Source organism: Streptomyces sp. NPDC028289 (assembly GCF_055565975.1).
Genome location: NZ_JBVHTI010000006.1, coordinates 399081 through 417109, shown reverse-complemented (window position 1 = coordinate 417109; position 18029 = coordinate 399081). Strand labels below are relative to the sequence as shown.

General features: G+C 73.0%; 14 protein-coding genes and 4 pseudogenes. 6 read left to right on the top strand and 12 right to left on the bottom strand.

Going from position 1 to position 18029, the window contains the following annotated elements:
• Positions 1-10: 10 nt before the first annotated feature.
• A complete protein-coding gene (locus tag ACZ4UV_RS31080) occupies positions 11-817 on the bottom strand; it encodes an SDR family NAD(P)-dependent oxidoreductase (protein WP_451017264.1) in 807 nt (268 codons plus the stop codon).
• A 69-nt stretch (positions 818-886) separates the two neighbouring features.
• Between ACZ4UV_RS31080 and ACZ4UV_RS31075 the strand changes: the two genes are divergently transcribed.
• From ACZ4UV_RS31075 to ACZ4UV_RS31055, 5 genes are all read left to right on the top strand, one after another.
• Positions 887-1954, top strand: coding sequence for an NAD(P)-dependent alcohol dehydrogenase (locus ACZ4UV_RS31075; RefSeq protein ID WP_451017263.1), 1068 nt, complete (start codon positions 887-889; stop codon positions 1952-1954).
• 155 nt (positions 1955-2109) lie between these two features.
• The gene (locus tag ACZ4UV_RS31070) at positions 2110-3480 is read left to right on the top strand and encodes an FAD-dependent oxidoreductase (RefSeq protein ID WP_451017262.1); all 1371 of its coding nucleotides are present in this window, start codon (positions 2110-2112) and stop codon (positions 3478-3480) included.
• Between the two features lie 165 nt (positions 3481-3645).
• Positions 3646-4515: a branched-chain amino acid ABC transporter permease gene (locus ACZ4UV_RS31065; protein ID WP_351502770.1), complete on the top strand. Its 870-nt coding sequence runs from the start codon at positions 3646-3648 to the stop codon at positions 4513-4515.
• 12 nt (positions 4516-4527) lie between these two features.
• Positions 4528-7107, top strand: a complete 2580-nt coding sequence (locus ACZ4UV_RS31060) for an ATP-binding cassette domain-containing protein (protein WP_467842320.1) — start codon at positions 4528-4530, stop codon at positions 7105-7107.
• Between the two features lie 88 nt (positions 7108-7195).
• On the top strand, positions 7196-8404 hold the full coding sequence (locus ACZ4UV_RS31055) for an ABC transporter substrate-binding protein (RefSeq protein ID WP_467842317.1): 1209 nt from the start codon (positions 7196-7198) through the stop codon (positions 8402-8404).
• A 79-nt stretch (positions 8405-8483) separates the two neighbouring features.
• Here ACZ4UV_RS31055 and ACZ4UV_RS31050 read toward each other — a convergent pair whose 3' ends face one another.
• The 4 genes from ACZ4UV_RS31050 to ACZ4UV_RS31035 form a co-directional block, all read right to left on the bottom strand.
• Positions 8484-10040, bottom strand: a complete 1557-nt coding sequence (locus tag ACZ4UV_RS31050; RefSeq protein WP_467842314.1) for a carboxylesterase/lipase family protein — start codon at positions 10038-10040, stop codon at positions 8484-8486.
• A gap of 16 nt (positions 10041-10056) precedes the next feature.
• Positions 10057-10695: a GPP34 family phosphoprotein gene (locus ACZ4UV_RS31045; protein ID WP_451017258.1), complete on the bottom strand. Its 639-nt coding sequence runs from the start codon at positions 10693-10695 to the stop codon at positions 10057-10059.
• A gap of 123 nt (positions 10696-10818) precedes the next feature.
• Positions 10819-11478, bottom strand: coding sequence for a response regulator (locus tag ACZ4UV_RS31040; RefSeq protein WP_451023023.1), 660 nt, complete (start codon positions 11476-11478; stop codon positions 10819-10821).
• Positions 11478-12644 carry a sensor histidine kinase gene (locus ACZ4UV_RS31035; RefSeq protein ID WP_467842310.1) on the bottom strand — a complete coding sequence of 389 codons (1167 nt, stop codon included), beginning with the start codon at positions 12642-12644 and terminating at the stop codon, positions 11478-11480. Before ACZ4UV_RS31035 ends, ACZ4UV_RS31040 begins: the two co-directional genes overlap by 1 nt.
• Before the next feature lie 215 nt (positions 12645-12859).
• Between ACZ4UV_RS31035 and ACZ4UV_RS31030 the strand changes: the two are divergent.
• A pseudogene (locus ACZ4UV_RS31030) lies at positions 12860-13071 on the top strand (WGR domain-containing protein); the annotation flags it as partial.
• A 30-nt stretch (positions 13072-13101) separates the two neighbouring features.
• Here ACZ4UV_RS31030 and ACZ4UV_RS31025 read toward each other — a convergent pair.
• The 7 genes and pseudogenes from ACZ4UV_RS31025 to ACZ4UV_RS30995 all read right to left on the bottom strand — a co-directional run bounded on the left by ACZ4UV_RS31025 (position 13102) and on the right by ACZ4UV_RS30995 (position 18003).
• Entirely contained in the window at positions 13102-14106 is a 1005-nt protein-coding gene (locus ACZ4UV_RS31025; protein ID WP_451023025.1) for a 2-dehydropantoate 2-reductase, read from the bottom strand.
• A gap of 133 nt (positions 14107-14239) precedes the next feature.
• Positions 14240-14425, bottom strand: a pseudogene (locus tag ACZ4UV_RS31020) (sigma factor-like helix-turn-helix DNA-binding protein); the annotation flags it as partial.
• A pseudogene (locus ACZ4UV_RS31015) lies at positions 14426-14602 on the bottom strand (sigma-70 factor domain-containing protein); the annotation flags it as partial.
• Positions 14603-14911: 309 nt separating this feature from the next.
• Positions 14912-15457 (bottom strand): annotated as a pseudogene (locus ACZ4UV_RS31010) (excinuclease ABC subunit UvrA); the annotation flags it as partial.
• A 176-nt stretch (positions 15458-15633) separates the two neighbouring features.
• Positions 15634-16131, bottom strand: coding sequence for an EVE domain-containing protein (locus ACZ4UV_RS31005; RefSeq protein WP_467842306.1), 498 nt, complete (start codon positions 16129-16131; stop codon positions 15634-15636).
• A gap of 175 nt (positions 16132-16306) precedes the next feature.
• Positions 16307-17290: a helix-turn-helix transcriptional regulator gene (locus ACZ4UV_RS31000; RefSeq protein WP_451023220.1), complete on the bottom strand. Its 984-nt coding sequence runs from the start codon at positions 17288-17290 to the stop codon at positions 16307-16309.
• A 299-nt stretch (positions 17291-17589) separates the two neighbouring features.
• A complete protein-coding gene (locus ACZ4UV_RS30995) occupies positions 17590-18003 on the bottom strand; it encodes a (R)-mandelonitrile lyase (protein WP_451023320.1) in 414 nt (137 codons plus the stop codon).
• Between the last annotated feature and the right edge of the window lie 26 nt (positions 18004-18029).

Below are 18029 nucleotides of genomic sequence, written 5' to 3'. Positions count from 1 at the left end.
CGAACCTCCTTCACACCGTGAACCGTCCGCCGTTGGCCAGCAGGACCGCGCCCACGAGATTCGCCGCGTCCTCACTCGCCAGGAACAGGGCGATATCGGCGATCTCCTCGGGCGTGGCGTAGGGCCGGACCCGTGGATCGGCGAAGCCTTGCCGAAGCGCCGCGGGCGTGCGCGCCGCCATGCCCGTCTCCGTCGGCCCCGGCGCCACCGTGTTGACGCGGACGCCGAACGCGATCGCCTCCTTGGCGGCGGCCTGGCTCAGCGCGTGCGCGCCGGCCTTCGACGCCGCGTAGTGCGGATAGCCGGCCAAGGTGTCGAAGGCCGAGGAGGAACCGACGGTGACGACCGCACCGGACCTGCGGGGCACCATGACGCGCAGTGCGGCGCGCAGCACGTGGAAGGTGCCGTCGAGGTTGACCCTCAGCACGCGCCGCCACGCGTCGTCGCCCAGCCGCGTGGTCACCTCGGGCGGCCGGTCGTCGAGCAGCGCCTCGGCGATCCACTCCTTGACGGCGGGGTCGTCCACACCGGCCGCGTGCACCACCACGTCCAGGCCCCCGTGCGCCGCGGTCGCGTCCGCGAACGCCCGGTCGACCTGTGCGGAGTCCGCGACGTCCATGGTCAGCGCGTGGGCGCCGGGCAGTGCTCCGGCCACGGCCGCGACGGCGGCGCCGTCGAGGTCGGCGACGAAGACCTCCGCGCCCTGGTGCGCGAGTCGCCGGGCGACCGCCGCTCCGATACCGGAACCCGCACCGGTGACCAGAGCGACGCGTCCGCCGAAACGGCCCGCCCTCCCGTCACCGCGTTCGTCACCCATGGCGGCCACCTCTCCCTCCACCCTCTTCGACCCTACTGAACTGACTTCATTTTTGTTACTGTCTCGGCCATGTCAACAGGCAGAACAAGAGCGGTCCGGCTGACGCACTGGGGCGGGCCACCCGTCCTCACCGAACTGGCGCGGCCGACGCCCGCGGGCGAGGAAGTGCTGGTGCGGGTCGAGGCGGCCGGGCTGTGCCGGTCGGACCTTCATGTCGTCGACGCGACTCCGGGCGGCCTCCCCTACCGGATTCCGTTCACCCTCGGTCACGAGGTCGCCGGCCGGGTACTGGAGCGGGGCCCGCGGGCCGTGGGTCCGGCCGTCGGCGAGCGCGTCGTCGTGTACGGGCCGTGGGGCTGCGGGCGGTGCGCGAACTGCGTCACGGGCGCGGAGAACTACTGCGACCGGCGACCGGAGCTCGACCGGGAGCTGGCCGGCACCGGGGCGGGTCTGGGCCGCGACGGAGGGATGGCCGACACGGTGCTCGTGCCGTCCGGGCGGCTACTGGTCCCGGTGGGCGAGCTGGACGCGGTCCAGGCGGCGCCGCTGACCGACGCCGGGCTCACCGCGTACCACGCCGTCACCGCCGCAGGGCACCCCCTCACCGACGGCGCGAGCGTGGTCGTTCTCGGCGTCGGCGGGCTGGGCCACCTCGCGGTCCAGATCCTGCGGGCCACGACGACCGCACAGGTGCTGGCCGTGGACGTACGGGAGGAGGCGCTGGCCCTGGCCGACGCCTGCGGCGCGCACTTCGCGACGCTGTTGCGGCCCGACACCGCCCGGATCCTGCGGGACCGGACGAGCGGGACCGGCGCGGCTGCCGTGCTCGACTTCGTCGGCAGCCGCTCCAGCCTGGAACTCGCCGTCGCCGTACTGCGGGCCGGCGGGGAGCTGGTCGTCGTCGGCAGCGGGGGCGGTGAACTGACGGTCCGCAAGCCCGGCGCACTCCCTCCCGGAACGCGGATCTCGCTGCCCTTCTGGGGAACCGTGCCCGAGCTCGAACGGGTGGTCGCCCTGGCCCGCGAGGGCGCCCTGCACGTGGAGGTCGAGCGGTACCCGCTGTCCAGCGCCCCGGAAGCGTTCGAAAGGCTGCGCGCGGGCGCGGTCCGGGGGCGCGCCGTCGTCGTTCCCGACTGAGCCGACGGCCGACTCCCGGGCCGAGCTCCCGGCCGCGGCACCGACCCCGGCCGCAACAGCACCGCCGCAGCGCACCGGCACCGACCTATCGACTACAGAAGTGAGTTCAATTAGCGTCATGTCCCACTCGGTGACACGGAGGCGGAGGACTGCCCATGGGCGCGGACACGGTGGATCTGCTGGTGATCGGGGGCGGCATGGCGGGGCTTTCGGCCGCCGCCCGGGTGGCGGCCGGGGGCGGCTCGGTGGTGCTGGTGGAGAAGGCGGAACGCGTGGGCGGTTCCGCCCGCTTCGCCGGCTTCGTCTGGACCGCCCCGACGGTCGAGGAGTTGCGCCGGGTCAATCCGGACGGCGATCCGGAGCTGGCCGCGGCCCTGGTCGACGGATTCGCCGACGGAGTGGCCTGGGTGCGGTCGCTCGGCGTGGAATGCAGGCCGCCGGTGCCCGTTCTCGGCTTCGGCCGCGGGCACCAGGTCGACACCAACCACTACCTCGACACCTGCGAACGACTCGTCCGGGACCGGGGCCAGGAGGTGCTGACCGGCACCTGGACCCGCGCCCTCCTGACGGAGAACGGCCGGGTGACGGGGGCCGAGTGCCTCCTGCCGGACGGCTCGGCACGCCGTATCGAGGCCACCTGGACCCTGCTCGCGACCGGCGGCTTCCAGGGCGACCCCGAGCTGCGCGCCCAGCACCTCCACCCGCAGGCCGCGGACGTCGCGCTGCGGGCCAACCCGCACAGCCGCGGCGACGGACTCGCGCTCGGCCGGGCCGCGGGAGCAGGGTTCGGCGCGAAGGACGCCGGTTTCTACGGCCATCTGATGCCGGCGGGCGTCTCCCTCGCCGACCCCGCGCGCTTCGTCGACCTCGCGCTCTACTACAGCGAGCACGCCCTGCTGTTCGACACCACGGGTGAGCGCTTCGCCGACGAGACGGCCGGCGACCATCTCACCGCCATGGCCCTGCTCGACCGGCCGCAGGCCCGCGGCCTGCTGGTCGCCGACGCGCGCGTGCACCGGGAGTGGATCAGCGCCTCGTACGTCCAGGGCATCCCGGGCGTCGACAAGTTCCAGCTGTGCCATCGCGCGGGGGCCCGCTGCGCGGTGGCGGAGGATCTGGCGGACTTCGCGTCGATGCCCGAGGAGTGGGGCTATCCCGGCGCCGTGATCCGCGACCGCGTCAGGGAGTTCAACGCCGCCGCGGCATCGGGCGGGTCCCCGGTGCCCGGGCGCCTGCTGGACTCCCGTCCCCTGGACGAACCCCCCTTCTACGTCATCGAGGCCGCCCCCGCGGTCACGTTCACCTTCGGCGGCCTGCCGATCGACCCGGCGGCCCGCGTCCTGTCCGGGCCCGGCAGCGCGGGCGCCGACGGATGCCGGCCGGTCCCCGGGCTGCTCGCGGCCGGCGCGGACGCGGGCGGGCTGTACCGGCGTGCCTACGCGGGCGGCCTCGCCCCCGCCCTGGTCTTCGGGCTGGCGGCGGCCCGTACCGCGCTCGCCGGGCAGCCCACGGCCGACGACCACTGAGACCGCCCCCAGGCGGCCCGCACAAATCCCGTGCACGAGTCTTGCCCGCCCGGCACCGCAGTGCCTAGCTTACTGAAGTGAGTTCACTTTGATTTGGCGACGGCCGCGGTGCCGGTACGTCCCGCACACGTGGCGTGAAACGCACTCTTCCCCGAGGGAGGGACTGTGAGTCAGTTCCTGCTTGTCCTGGTCAGCGGTGTGGCGAGTGGAGCCGTGTACGGCCTCATGGGCCTCGGGCTGGTCATCATCTACCGGGCCACGGACGTCGTGAACTTCGCGATGGCGTCGCTCGCGACCCTGGGCCTGTACGTGGCGGTCTCGCTCCACGACCGCGGCGTGGCGACGGTGCTCGGTCTCCTCGCCGCCGTCGCGGTCACGGTCGCGGCGGGCCTGCTGGTGCGCGAGACCGTGATCCGGCCACTGGGCCAGGGACAGCTGTTCTCCGCGCTCGTCGTGACCATGGGGGTCTCACTGATCGCCGAGAACCTGGCCGGGTCGGTCTGGGGCGAGCAGCCCAGGGCCTTCCCCAACCTGGTGGACGGCACCGTGCGCTGGTCGGGCGCGGCGCTGCCGGTGCAGAGTCTGGTGACCATCGGGGTCGCCGCGGTGGCGATGGCTCTGGTGGGCTTTCTGTTCTCCCGCACCACACTCGGCTCGGCCATGCGTGCCGTGGCCGAGTCGGCCGAGACGGCCCGGGTCGTCGGCCTCGGCGCCCAGCGACTCGCCCGCATCTCCTGGGCCCTGGGCCTCGGCCTCGCCGCGCTGGCCGCGTGCCTGTACGCGCCGCGCTCGGGCCTTGCCACCACGGCGCTCACCGCACCGCTGTTCCGGGCCTTCGCCGGGATCTTCCTGGGCGGCCTGACCAGCATGTACGGCGCCGTCGTCGGCGGGCTGGCCATCGGTGTCCTGGACAACCTGGCGGCGAACTACGTCTCCGCCAGCTTCCGCGACACGTTCGTGTTCTCGTTCACCGTGCTGGTGCTGCTGATCCGCCCCCAGGGCCTGTTCGGCACCCGCACCTTCCAGCGCGTCTGAGGGGTCGCATCCATGGTCTTCAACCGTTCGGTCCTGGCGAGGGCCGCCCTGGGACCGGCCGCCGGTGCGGTGCTCATGGTGTTCATGGCGGCCGGTGCGATCCCGGCGTACCAGATGTACTCGGTGGCGCTGGCGGCCGTGTACACGATCGTCGTCCTGTCGGTCGGCCTGCTCGCCGGCTGGTCCGGCATCTGGTCGGTCGGCCACCCCGCGTTCTTCGCCATCGGCGCCTACTTCGCGGCGTACGGCAGCGCGCACGGCTGGGCCCTGGAGGCGGTGGTGCTGGGGGCGGTCGCCGTCGGTGCCGCCCTGGGCGCCTTTCTCGGATACGCGGGCGCCCGGTTCTCGGTGCTCTACATCGCCCTGCTGACCCTCGCCTTCACCACCGTGACCCTGGAACTGGTCAACAGGTGGAGCAGCGTCACCGGGGGCGACCAGGGCGTACCGGTGCTCCAGTTGCGCAGCGCCCTGGGCCTCGGCACGTTTCCGGGCGGTGGCACCCAGGCCCAGTACCTCGCGGTGGGCGCGGCGGCCGTGGTCCTCGCCCTGGCCGTGCCCGCCCGCGCCTCGGCGCTGCGGATGCGCCTGGTGGCGGCCAAGTCGCATCCGATGGCCGCCCATACGGTCGGTATCGCGCCGGAGGCCCAGTCGTCGCTGTCGTTCGCGGTGAGCGGAGCGTGCACGAGCTTCGCGGGCGTGCTGCTCGGCCTGATCACCGGGTTCGTCAGCCCGGACCCGTTCTCACTCGCCTTCGGCATCTCACTGATCGCGGCGTGCGTGCTCGGCGGGGTCGGCTCGGTCCTCGGCGCGGTGGCCGGCGGCATCTATCTGACCTGGAGCCCCTCGCTCTCGTCCACCGTGGGGATGCCCCAGCCGGTGGTGCAGGGTGTCGTCCTCATCGCGATCCTCCTCTTCCTGCCCGCGGGAGTCGTACCGTCCCTCGCCGCGCCCGCGCGAGGCGTCCTGCGGCGCGTACGGCGACGGCCGGCCACCGGGCGACCGCCGTCCCCCGGGCCTTCCGCCGGACGGCCGGAGACCGGGCCGGCGCCGTCCGCCGAGTCCTCCGCACCACCCCCGCCCGCCGGTCGCTCGTCGGGGACGGGCGGCGAGGCCCCCGCCCTCCTCCACCTGGAGCACGTGTCCGTCGCGTACGGCGGGCTCAAGGCCCTGGAGGACGCCTCCCTGTCCGTGCGGCAGGACGAGATCCTGGCCGTCATCGGACCCAACGGGGCCGGAAAGACAACCCTGTTGAACGTGCTGTCCGGGCTGACCGGCAACGGACGCGTCAGCGGCACGGCCGACTTCGCGGGACGGCCGCTGCTGACGGCCAGGGCGACCGCGCGCCGCCGGCTGGGGATCGGCCGTACCTTCCAGCACGCGGAGGTGTTCTCCGAACTCACCGTCGCCGAGAACGTGTTGTGCACCCGCCGCCGGGTCACGGCCCGCGACCGGGACGCCGTCGCCCAACTGCTGCACTCCGTGGGCCTCGCGGACGTGGCGGACCGTCGCCCCACGGAGCTGCCCTTCGGCCTGCAGAAGCGTCTCGACCTGGCGCGGGCGATGGCCGAGAGGCCTCGGCTGCTGATCCTGGACGAGCCCTTCGGCGGTCTCGACACCGGCGAACGGGCCTTGCTGGCCCAGCACATCAGGCGGCTCAACGCCGAGGGCACCGCCGTGGTCGTCATCGACCACGTCCTCGACGACCTCTTCTCCGTCGCCCACCGGGTGCTCGCCTTCGACTTCGGCCGCACCATCGGCGACGGCACCCCGGACACCGTGCTCCAGGATCCGAAGGTGCGGTCGTCCTACCTGGGCACCGTCGGCAACCGGGCCCAACTGCCGGACTCCGTGGGAGAACGGAGCCTGATCCGGCTGCGCGGGACAGGTCACTCGTACGGCGGTGTGGCCGCCCTCCGGGACGTCGACCTCGACGTCCGCGAAGGAAGCGTGCTCGGTGTCGCGGGGGCCAACGGCGCGGGCAAGAGCACCCTCGCCGGCATCCTGCACGGCTCGCTCCGACCTACCGATGGCGTACGGGAGTCGGGCGGCTCCGTACGCACGAGCCTGGCTCCCGAGGGCCGCGGGCTGTTCAGGACACTGTCGCTGCGCGAGAACCTGGAGGTCGCGGCGTACGCCTCCGGCATCACCGGCTCGGAGCTGCGCGAGCGGCTGGCGGATACCGTCCAGTGGCTGCCGGCACGGCTGCGTGACCGGATGTCCGCCCCGGCCGCCGGGTTGTCCGGCGGCGAGCAGCAGATGCTCGCCATCGCCCGCGCGCTGATCGCCCGGCCGGACGTCCTGATCGTCGACGAACCGGCCCTGGGACTGGCCCCCGCCCTGGTGGACGAGGTCTACGACCGGCTGGTCGGGCTGACTCACGACGGCCTGACGGTGGTGCTGCTGGAGCAGTCGCTCAGCCGGGCCATGTCCGTCTGCCACGAGGTGGCCGTCCTGCACGAGGGCGTCGTCGCCGCCCGAGGACGGCCGGGCGAGGCGGAGTTCGCCGCCCTGGCGGAATCGGCGTACTTCAGCGGCGGCCCTGGGCCCGCCACGACCGCGGCGGCCACCGCCCGGACCTCCCCGGTGCAGTGACGTCCCGTTGCACCCCTTGCACCCCTCGCGCCCTTTGCGCCCCCTGCGCCCGTAGTAACCGTTGTGATCGTTGTGAACGAGGTGGACCGTGTTCCGGACAATCAGCAGATCCCGCCGTGCGGCGGGAGCGACCGCCGTTCTCGCCGTGCTGGCACTGACCGCAAGCGCATGCGCCGGTCAGGACTCGGCGTCGGCGGGCAGCAGCTCCTCCGAGATCCACATCGGCGCGTGGCTGCCCCTCACGGGCCCCACCGCCACGTACGGCGTGGCCGAGAAGGCGGGCGGCGACGCGTACTTCAAGATGCTCAACGCCCAGGGCGGCGTCAACGGCCGCAAGGTCGAGTGGACCGTCAAGGACAACGCGGCCGATCCGCAGCAGACCGTGCAGATCGCACGTGAACTGGTCGGCCAGGACAAGGTCGTGGCCATCGTCAACGCGAACGGCACCTCCCAGGCGGAGGCCGCCTTCCCGTTCGTCCTCACCCAGTCCAAGGTGCCGGTCCTCAACGAGGTGGGCGGCGCCGAGAACTGGTACAAGCCGCCGCGCGCCGGTCTGTTCGGCACCCAGACCCTCTACGAGGACCAGGCCGCGGCGGTCGCCGCGTGGGCGGTGCAGGACGGCGCGAAGAAGATCCTCGTCGTGCACAGCGACCCGGCCGCGTTCGTGAACGTGGCCGCGCAGGTGGCGCCCGTCGCGAAGAAGCTGGACCCCTCGGTCGACGTCGAGCGGCTGCCGGTCAAGTACCAGACCACCGACTACACACCGGTCATCAGCAAGGTGAAGTCGGCGAAGCCGCAGGCGGTCATCCTGATCCTCACCTCCCCCGAGGCGGCGGCCTTCCTCAAGGAGGCCAAGCTGCAGGGCCTTTCGCTGCCCACGTACGCCTACGCCCCGGTGGCGGCCGAGTCGACGATCGCCCTGGCCAAGGACGCCGCCGAGGGTCTCAAGGCCGTCCAGCTGGTCAAGGCGCCCTCGGACGACGACCCCGCGGTGAAGGAGTTCCGGACCGCGATGGCCAAGTACGAGCCCGGCCAGACCGCGGGATTCCTCGCCCTGTGGGGCTGGAGCAACGCCAAGGTGTTCGCCGAGATCGCGAAGACCGTCAAGGGGCCCGTCACGGCCCAGTCCCTCACCGCCGCCTACCAGAAGGCGGCCAAGGTGGACCCGGGGGTGTCGCCGGTCATGAGCTTCGGCGCGAACAACCACCTGGGTACGCGCAGCGTGCAGAAGGTGGAGGTCAAGAACGGCGTCTGGACGTCCGTGGGCGACTTCTACACTCCCCCGGCACGCGACTGACCGACGAGGGCCGGCCCACACCCCCGTGCCGTGGGCCGGCCGTCCGGGCGGGCGGACCGCGCGATGGCCTTCGCCCCGGCTACTCGAGCGCGTTCCAGAACGCGCAGTGGTGGCGGGACTGCGCCGTGCGCGTGGGGACGATGCGGTCCGGAGCCAGGGACAGCACCGTCCGCCGGGACCACCGCGGCGACGACAGGCCGTTCGGGTCGGCGGTGCGGGCGAAGCGGGCCCAGTAGTCGATCATCGTGTCGGCCAGCCGGTGCTGGGCCGCGGTCAGCTCGCGGGGGCGGCCGCCCAAGTCGAACAGGTAGGGAAGTTCACTCGCGTGCGGTGCGCCGAGCGGGAACGGCGGGGTGCCCGGGGTGAGGGGTGGCGCGTGCTCGTCGGCGAACTCGTAACGCCAGACCGGCATCCGGGCCGCGAGGAGGCCGCCGGTGCGCGCCGTCGGGCAGGCGAAGTTCGCGTCGCCGATGACCGCGCCGAACACCGGGCCGCCGTCGGCGCCGTGCACGGGGTACTCGTCGACGATCGCCTTCGCCTGCCCCGGGGAGGGGAAGAAGGCGGCCACGACGTCGGGCCAGGTGGCGGGGGTGACGGGGTTGCCGGCCTGGATGATGCCGGCGGCCCAGCCGTTGCCCTCGTCGTGGTTGTTCCCGATGAGCACGGGGACATGGTGGAAGCGGCCGCCGGTGATCGCCGCCGCGGGATCACCGGGCAGCAACGGGGTGCCGTAGGCGGGCTGTCGGTCCGTGCCCTGGGCGGCCAGCAACCGGGAGACGCGCACGCGCCGCAGACAGGCGAGGACGTCACGCGAGGAGCCGCAGCCGACCTTCGCCGCGAGGTCCGCGCCCGCGCCACGTGCCGTGGACAGCGGGACGGCGGACGGTGCGAAGGGACGGTCGGGGCCGCCGGTGCAGGGGCCGCTCTCGATGATCGCGCGATCGAAGAGCCCGGCGGCCGCGGGCGACGCGAGTTGGGCACAGACGCTGTAACCGCCCGCCGACTCGCCGGCCAGCGTCACGTTGTGCGGGTCGCCGCCGAAGGCACGGATGCCGGTGCGGACCCAGCGCAGCGCCGCCTGCTGGTCGGCCAGACCGAAGGTACCCGAGCCGGGCAGCCCCGCGTGCGCGAGGAAACCGAGCGCGCCCAGGCGGTAGTTGACGGTGACGACCACGACGTCGCCCCGGGTGGCCATGCGGTGGGCGTCGTACGAGCTGCCCGCGCCGGTGGTGAAACCGCCGCCGTGCAGCCACACGACCACCGGCCGGGGGCGCGCCGGTGCCGCGCCGTCGGGTGTCGTGACGTTCAGACGGAGGCAGTCCTCGTCGGTGCTGCCGCCGGGCACCTCGCCGGCCGGCTGCGGGCAGGCGCTCGCGGGCCGGGTCGCGTCCCGTACGCCGGTCCAGGCGGCCGGGCGGCGCGGCGCCGCCCAGCGCAGCGGGCCGACCGGCGGTGCCGCGTAGGGGATGCCCTCGAAGGTGCGGTACCCGTCGTGTGCGGCTCCCCGCACCAGCCCTTCGCGGGTGTGCACCGTGGTGGCGACGGCGGGCCCGGTGGGTGGCGCCGGCGACCGTGCCGTCGCGAGCAGGGCGGTCAGGGCGCAGGCCAGGGCGATCGAGGTGCGGTGCTTGGTCATCGTCTCCCCCTTGTGGTCAGCTGCCGCCCATGCCGCCCTGCGCGGCGATCATGGTCGTCGGCAGCGCGCGTACGGCGTGCTCCAGGCCGGGCGCGAGGTCGCCGAGGCGCCCTGTGCAGGCGTCGATACGGGCCCGGTGAATCTTCTGGTCCTGTCGTGACACGACCGCGCGGACCCGGCCCGCCGCGGCCAGTGCCAGCAGCACGGCGTCGGCGGCGGGGACCTCCCGCACGGGGCCGTGCCCGTGCAGCGCCGCGGACACCCTGGCGCGGAGTGCCGCGGACCGTGCGTGGTCCGTCACGGTCGACCGGCGGGTGCCGAGGCGGAGGCGGGGCGCCCGCAGGGTGAGGAGTCCCGCCGTGGCGAGCCTGTCCTCGACCTCCGTCAGGGTCCGCCTGCGATGCCGGCGCACGAGCTGTTTCCAGCCGTGCCCGCCGACGGCGTCGCGCAGCACTCCGTCCAGGACGGGGTCGCCGGTCGGTTCCGTGCCGGACACGGTGACCGTGCCGCGGTCCTCCCCCAGCCGGCCGCGCAGTGCGAGGTCGGCGAGGGCGGCGGCACGGACCAGGAGTTCGGTCCGGGAGCGGTCGTACGGGCCGTCGGCCGCGTCGTCGTGGGCGAGCAGGTACATGAGGCAGGCCAGGTCATCGGTCACATGTCGACGCTAGGACCGGTCATCCGGGCCGCGGATCGGCCACGGGGACGGAGCGCCGCTGGGAGCACGGGAGGACCGCGGCCCGGTCTCCTCCCTGAGGAGGAGGGCCCGGTGCCGGTGCCGTCAGGGGCGGCGCGGTCGTACGAGGCCGTGGTCGTAGGCGGCGACGACGGCCTGGACGCGGTCGCGCAGGCCCAGTTTGCGCAGCACCGCGGTGACGTGGTTCTTGACGGTGGCCTCCGACAGTCGCAGCCGCTCGGCGATCTCCGCGTTCGACAGGGCCTGCCCGATCAGGGTGAGCACCTCCAGCTCGCGGCCGGAGAGGTCCCGCAGCGAGGGCGGGGGCGCCGGGTCGGGCGTGGTGCGCAGGAACCGGTCGAGGACGCGGCTCAGCACGGTGGGCGCCAGCAGTGCGTCACCGCGCGCGGTGACACGGATCGCGTCGACGAGGTCGGGGGCACGGATGTCCTTCAGCAGGAAACCGCTGGCTCCGGCCCGCAGCGCGGCGACCACGTGCGCGTCCACGTCCCAGGTGGTCAGCACGAGCACCCGGGCCCGGCTGCCGTCCGCCACGATCCGCCGGGTCGCCTCGATGCCGTCCACGACGGGCATGCGTACGTCCATCAGCACCACGTCGGGCGCCAGTTCCCGGGTCAGCCGCACCGCTTCGCCGCCGTCGGCCGCCTCACCGACCACCTGCAGGTCGTCCCGAGCGTCGATGATCATGCGGAATCCGGTACGGACCAGGGCCTGGTCGTCGGCCAGGACCACACGCAACGTCATCACACACGCTCCACCGGCAGCCGCGCCGCCACCTCGAACCCGCCGCCGGGCAGCGGGCCCGCACGGAGACTGCCGCCCAGGAGCCGCGCCCGCTCCCGCATCCCCACGAGCCCGCGCCCCGATCCCGCCATGCCCGAACGGTCTTGTGCCGTACGGCCGTTGTCGACCACGGTGATCTCCACACACTTCCTTTCCACCCGCACCCGCACGCGCACCTCGTCGGCGCCCGCCGCGTGGCGCAGGGTGTTGGTCAGGGATTCCTGCACGATCCGGTACGCCGCCAGGTCCACCGTGGCCGGCACCCCCTCGGTGGTGCCGTCGCGGTCCACGTGCACGGTCATCCCGGTCGCCCGCACGCTGTCGGCCAGTTCGTCCAGACGCGCCAGCGAGGGCCCCGGCTGCCGCGGCTCCCCCGTCCCCTCCTCAGCCGCTTCGGTCCCGAACGCCCGGAGCAGCAGGCGCAGTTCGCCGAGCGCCGACCGGGCGCCGGACTCGATGGCCCGCAACGCCTCACGAGCCCGTTCGGGCTGCCGGGTGAACACGTCGTCGGCGGCACCCGCCTGGACGACCATCACCGACAGGGTGTGCGCCACGACGTCGTGCACCTCGCGCGCGATCCGCGCCCGCTCCTCCACCACGGCCCGGCGCGACTCCGACCTCGTCCGGGCCCGCTGCGCCCTGCGCCACTGTCCCGCGGTCCACGCCAGGACCACTGTCAGCAGAAGGACCGCCAGGCCCGCGGGACCGCCCGCGCCGAAGGCCAGCGGCGTCGCCAGGCACATCGCCACGAGTACCGACACCGACACCCGCCGCGGCCTGACCGCCGACAGCACGCACAAGGCGACCTGCGCCGCGAGCAGGGCCCCGGTCAAGGTCACCGTCGGCAACAGCGCCCACACCGCGAGCCCCGCCGCCGCGGTCGCGGCCAGCACGGCGACCGGGGCCCGCACCACCCACCTCAGGGCGCCGACCTGTACGAGGACCAGCGCCACGGCCGCGGACAGCCGGCCGGCGTGTTCCGCGCCGGCGACCACCACCGAGGTGCCGAGGACGGTGAGCACCAGACCGGCCGACCCCCACCACAGGGCCCGGGCCGCCCGGGGCGACGGCTCGTCCCCCGCTTCCCCGACGAGTACGTCGTCCGGCTGCCTGCTGCTGCGGTCCACGTCTCGACCCTATCCAGGGGCGCGGACAGAGCCACTCCGAAGACCGCCACCCGCACGAGCGTTGCGACGCCTGTCGTGCCGGCCGCCCGTCCGGGGCGCTCCGTGGCCGGATCACGGCACCGGTTCCGCCCGGACAGCCCACGGTGCCGACCACACTCAGTGACCTGGCGGACCAGTTGAACACCGCGCCCAGACCGGCGTGATCCCGGCGACGGCAAGCCCGCGCTCCGGCGGCCCAGCAGGGCTCGGTGCCGGTGGCGCGGGACGTCAAGCCGGCCGCGCGATGCCGGCCTACGCGCCGGCCACGACCGTGGGTGCGGTGACCACCGTCGCGCAGGCGCCCACCGGGGCGATTGTCGTGGACTCCCTCCATACGGGGGCCGGCGGCTTCTACCGGGTGCGCGGTGACATCCGGCGACTCGTCTGAGCCGGAGACAACACCCTGGGGAGCGGGGGTTCAGGTCGCGGCACGAAGCTCGGCGTACAGCTCCGCTCCGGTCCATGTGCGCGGGGTGGTCTCCGCCTCGTGCACCAGGGCCGCGAGCCGGGCGTTGGCGGCGGCCCTGTGTCCGTGGCTGCGGGCGACGGCGACGATCTCGCCCTGCAGTGAATCGATCTCTGTCGGGCGGCCGCGCTGCAGGTCCTCCCACATCGAGGAGCGCGCGTGGGCGTCGATCCGGAGGGAAGCCGCGGCCACCCGGCGGAACGCGGCGTCGGGCAGTTCGAGTATGTACGGGGTCAGGCGCGGCGAGGTCGGCCCGAGACGGGCGGGGGTGATTCCGACGGCGCGGTAGGCGGCGAGGGCTTCGCGCTGGCACAGGGCCAGGCAGCGGCGGTAGGCGCGTTGGCCGAGTTGGTCGCGCAGCGGCAGCCCGGACAGGGCGTTGATCGCGTTGTTCAGGTTCATCAGCAGTTTGGCGTGCTGTACGGCGGTCATGTCGCTGCGAGCCTCGACCGCCAGGTTCGCGCTGCGCAGGGCCGCGTGAAGGATGTCGTCGGGCTCGGTCATGAGCGTGCCCGGCATGCCCTGGTGGACGGTGCCGGGTTCGGACTGGACCACGTTGTAGGGCACCATGCCGGCGAGCACGGTGTGTGCCGGCAGGGCGGGGCGCAGGGTGGCGGGGTTGTGCAGTCCGTTCTGGAAGCTGACCACGACGGCGCCGGGGGCGAGGTGGGCGGCGAGGTCCCTGGCGGCGGCACCGGTTCCCGCGGTCTTCACGGTGACCAGTACGTAGTCGGCGTCGGCAGCGGCCTCGGTCCCGGTGGCGAGGGTCAGCCGGTCGGGCGTGAGGTGGACGGGCGGACGGGTTGAGCCGGTGAGTGTGAGCCCTCGTTCCCGCAGTACCCGCATGCCGGACGGCCGGCCGATGAACACCACCTCGTACCCGGCGGCGACGAGGTGGCCGCCGAGATGGCAGCCGATGCTGCCGGCGCCGAGGACGGCGAAACGGGGCTGCGACACGGGTGACCTCCGGTGAATCGGCGGTGGGCCGGGGTGGGGGCCGGGTTGTCCGAGTCCTGCTGGTCAGACACGCTCCCTGCTCGATGTTGTCACAGGCGACAGCACATCAGATCCGGCCCCGGGGCCGGCGGACTCAGGAGCCGTCGAGGTAGTCCAGCAGTACCTGTGAGCGGGACGGGTGACGGAGCTTGGTCATGGTCTTGGCCTCGATCTGGCGGGTGCGTTCCCGGGTGACGCCGTAGACGTGTCCGATCTCCTCCAGGGTCCGGGGGCGGCCGTCGGTGAGTCCGTAGCGCAGGGAGACGATGCCGGCCTCGATGCGCCTGGCGATGTCCACTTCCTGTTCGGCGGTGAGCAGCCGGACGCGGGCGATGAGGCGCAGGTAGTCCTTCACGGGGTCGGTGCTGCCGCCCGCGGCCGGCAACAGCGGCTCGGGGCCGTCGGCTTCGTCGTCGGACGGCAGGAGGTCCGGCGCGCTCCGCAGTACGGCACTCATGCGACCGCCTCCTTCAGCAATGGGCCGAGGAACCTGCCCGTGTGCGACCCGGGGTGGGCCGCGATCTGCTCCGGGGTGCCCTCGGCGATCGCCTGTCCACCGCGCCGGCCGCCCTAGGGCCTGTCTGACAGTTCCCGTCGTCGCCCGGAGGGCGGCCTCGCGGCGTCAGGTGCGTGCTCTCGGTGTGCCGGGCCCTGATCCACGTACTGGACGTACTTGGGTCAGGGCCCGGCGCGGCGAGAGTGCGTGCATGGCGTCGCGAGGCAGGCGGGAATTGTCAGACAGGCCCTAGGGGCCGGCGAACACGATGCCGTCGACGCGCACGCGGCTGAACCCGTCCGAGCTCAACTGCCGGAACACCTCGGCGTGTTCGCCTTCACGGTCACGGACGACGGGGGCGAGGAGCCGGAAACGGGTGCCCTCCGAGGTGCTCAGCAGCTGGTCGACGATGCGCCGCGGGGTCTGGCGGCTGACCGGCTCACCGCACTCGGGGCGGTGCGGGCGGCCGATCCGGGCGTAGAGCAGGCGCAGGTGGTCGTACACCTCGGTGAGGGTGCCGACCGTGGAGCGCGGGTTGTGTCCGGTCGTCCTCTGGTCGACGGCGATCGCGGGGGACAGTCCCTCGACGGCGTCGGCATCGGGCTTGCCCAGCTGCCCCAGGAATTGCCGCGCGTACGCGGACAGCGATTCCACATCACGTCGCCGCCCTTCCGCGAATATGGTGTCGAACACCAGGCTCGACTTACCGGAACAGGAAACACCCGTGAAGACGACGAGCGAGCCCCTCGGAAATTCCACGGACACGTCACGGAGACTGTGCTGACGGCCGCCTTTGACGACGAGTCGATTGCTCACTCATTCGAGGCTACCACCGTGAAACCGCCGGATAAGGCCGCCCGAAAGCCCTTTTCTCGTGTGATGAACCTCGCGCTTGACAGGCATTCCCGCGATGTGAGCAAAGAACGGCCCGCGGCCGAATGCCCGGAATGATCGGGACAATCAGCGCTGCTCCACAGCGCCGCGCCGTGTTCTCAGCGCGCCATCGCGTCGCGGAGCAGTTCGAAGTCCTCGACGGCCAGCGGCACCAGGCCGAAGCGCAGTCCGTAGCCCCAGTTCGGCTGCTGGGTGAGGATCAGGTCGGGGGCGACGGCGCCCAGCTCGACGGCGTGCACCGGCGCGAAGTCGACCACCCGGCGCCAGGGCCGAAACGTGCCCCTGGCACCCATGTCCATGACCTCGTCCGCGAGGTACGGCTCGTCGTCGGCGACGACTCCCAGCGCCGTGAATGCGCGGAGTTTCGCCTTCTCCCCCAGGCGCTCGGTGGGCGAGTAGATGACGAACCCGTCGCCGCGGCCCAGCCGGGCGAGATTGCGGCGGTAGCCGTGGTTGAGCTGGATCCAGCCGTACCGGACGGCGTACCGGGCATGCTCGGCCGACACCACTCCGAGCCAGGCCCGTCGAGGCCGGCCGGACGGCTTTTCCTCCGTTCCTTCATTCGCTGAGGAAATGAAGGAAAGCTGGCCTTTCATAAGCCCTCCGAAATCGCGGACCACCACTGTGATGCCCATCTTGCAGTGCCATACATGTCATCCGGCGTCATGTATTCGGGACGGATCCCCGACACCCCGCAGACTCGTCGTCGCAGCGCGTCCGAGCACCGCGCCAGGTGCCGGCGATGTGTTCCGGTCAGGCCTGCCCGCTGTGTCACCCGCCTCGGTAGAGGCCGGCGATGTCCGCGGCGACCCGGGCGAGTTCCGCGCGCAGTTGCGGCGGTGAGAGGACTTCGACGTCGGTGCCGAAGGCCAGCAGTGGCCGGGCCGCCCCCAGCGCACGGAAGCGCAGCTCCAGTTCCGTCCACTCCCCGGCGTCGGATTCGGCTTCGGCGGCACCGAAGGCCGGCGGCAGGCCCGCCAGGTCCGCCTGATGCAGGCGCAGGAACCGGCCCAGGACGGCGCGGCGGACCCGCACCACCGCGCGCACGTCCGCGGGCGCCTCGTCGATCTGACGGCGGAGTTCGTCCCAGACGTCGGCCAGCTCCACCCCCTTGCGCCGCCGGACGGGCTCGTCGGTCACCTGCGCGGAGAGGACGCGGTCGGCGCGGAACAACCTCGGCACGCCCCGATGGTCGGCCACCAGGTACCAGACGCCGGCCTTGTCGACCAGGCCGTACGGATCGAGCGTGTACGTCCGGACCCGGCCGTCCTCGCCACTCCGGTACCGCAGTCGCAGCCGCCGGTCGTCGAAGACCGCCGCCTGCATGCCGCCGAGGTCGACCGCCGGGGCCGGGCCGGTGCGCCACCGTACGGGATCGACCAGGATGCGCCTGCTGACGAGTTCGGCAGCGCCACGGTGCGCCTCCGGCAAGGCGGCCATGACCTTCCGCAGAGCCGAGCCGATGGCCTGCCTCAGGCCCAGGTCGGCGTGGGTGCGGTCGGCCAGCAGGACGAAAAGGGCGCGGGCCTCGTCGGCGGTGAGTCCGGTGACGTCGGTGCGGTAGCCGGGCACGAGCGCGATGCCGCCGTTGCGCCCGCGCTCCGCGTACACGGGTACACCGGCCGCGGAGAGGGCCTCCACGTCACGGAACACGGTGCGGACCGAGACCTCCAGGCGACCGGCCAGATCGGGGGCCGGCAGTCGGCCGTGCGTCTGGAGCAGCAGGAGGAAGGCCAGCAGGCGGTCGGACTTCATGCTTCCAGGATCCTCGGAATACCTGCCACGTGCTGACATGTATAGCCCCGTCCAGGTCGGATGTGACCTTCAATACATGACGACGCGTGACATGTATCGCACGGAAGCCTGGTGATTGCCGGACCACCTCCTGGTGCCGCCTGAACACCCCCACCGAGTAAGGCAACCGCCGACAAGGGCGTCGGCCGGGCTGTCGCCCGGCCACCGGCCGAACTCGGCACGGCCGTGTGGCTCGGCGCCCGGGACGCGATGACCGTCCGCCTGCAACGCCTCCTGGCACCGCATCAGGCCAGCGGCCCTCAGCGGGTGACGGTGGCGAGCGCTTCGGCGTACTGCTCGTCGGTCACCGGTTCCAGCCAGGTGGTGCCGTCACCGCCGGCCTCGCCGACCACCATGGCGATGTGCGCCACGAGGGTGGTGTCGGTGCCGCCGTGCCAGTGCTCCTCACCGGGCGGGCACTTGACGGTCTGGCCGGCGCTGACGCGTACGACGTCGCCGTCGCGGGTGCCGACGAGGCCGACGCCGTCGGTGATGTAGAGGATCTGGCCGTTGGCGTGGGAGTGCCAGTGGGTGCGGGCACCGGGGGTGAAGCGGACCAGGGCGGTCGCCAGCCGGGCCGGCTCGGCGGGGGTCTCGATCATGTTGAGGTAGACGTCGCCGGTGAAGCGCTCGGCCGGGGCCTTGGCGGTCGGGGTCTGCGTGACGAGTTCCACGGAGGGCGTTCCTTGCTGTGCGGTTG

Excerpts from the sequence above, each read along its gene's own strand:
- ACZ4UV_RS31080 (WP_451017264.1), bottom strand. The coding sequence starts at position 817 with ATGGGTGACGAACGCGGTGACGGGAGGGCGGGCCGTTTCGGCGGACGC.
- ACZ4UV_RS31075 (WP_451017263.1), top strand. The coding sequence starts at position 887 with ATGTCAACAGGCAGAACAAGAGCGGTCCGGCTGACGCACTGGGGCGGG.
- ACZ4UV_RS31070 (WP_451017262.1), top strand. The coding sequence starts at position 2,110 with ATGGGCGCGGACACGGTGGATCTGCTGGTGATCGGGGGCGGCATGGCG.
- ACZ4UV_RS31060 (WP_467842320.1), top strand. The coding sequence starts at position 4,528 with ATGGTCTTCAACCGTTCGGTCCTGGCGAGGGCCGCCCTGGGACCGGCC.
- ACZ4UV_RS31050 (WP_467842314.1), bottom strand. The coding sequence starts at position 10,040 with ATGACCAAGCACCGCACCTCGATCGCCCTGGCCTGCGCCCTGACCGCC.
- ACZ4UV_RS31040 (WP_451023023.1), bottom strand. The coding sequence starts at position 11,478 with ATGACGTTGCGTGTGGTCCTGGCCGACGACCAGGCCCTGGTCCGTACC.
- ACZ4UV_RS31005 (WP_467842306.1), bottom strand. The coding sequence starts at position 16,131 with ATGAAAGGCCAGCTTTCCTTCATTTCCTCAGCGAATGAAGGAACGGAG.
- ACZ4UV_RS31000 (WP_451023220.1), bottom strand. The coding sequence starts at position 17,290 with ATGAAGTCCGACCGCCTGCTGGCCTTCCTCCTGCTGCTCCAGACGCAC.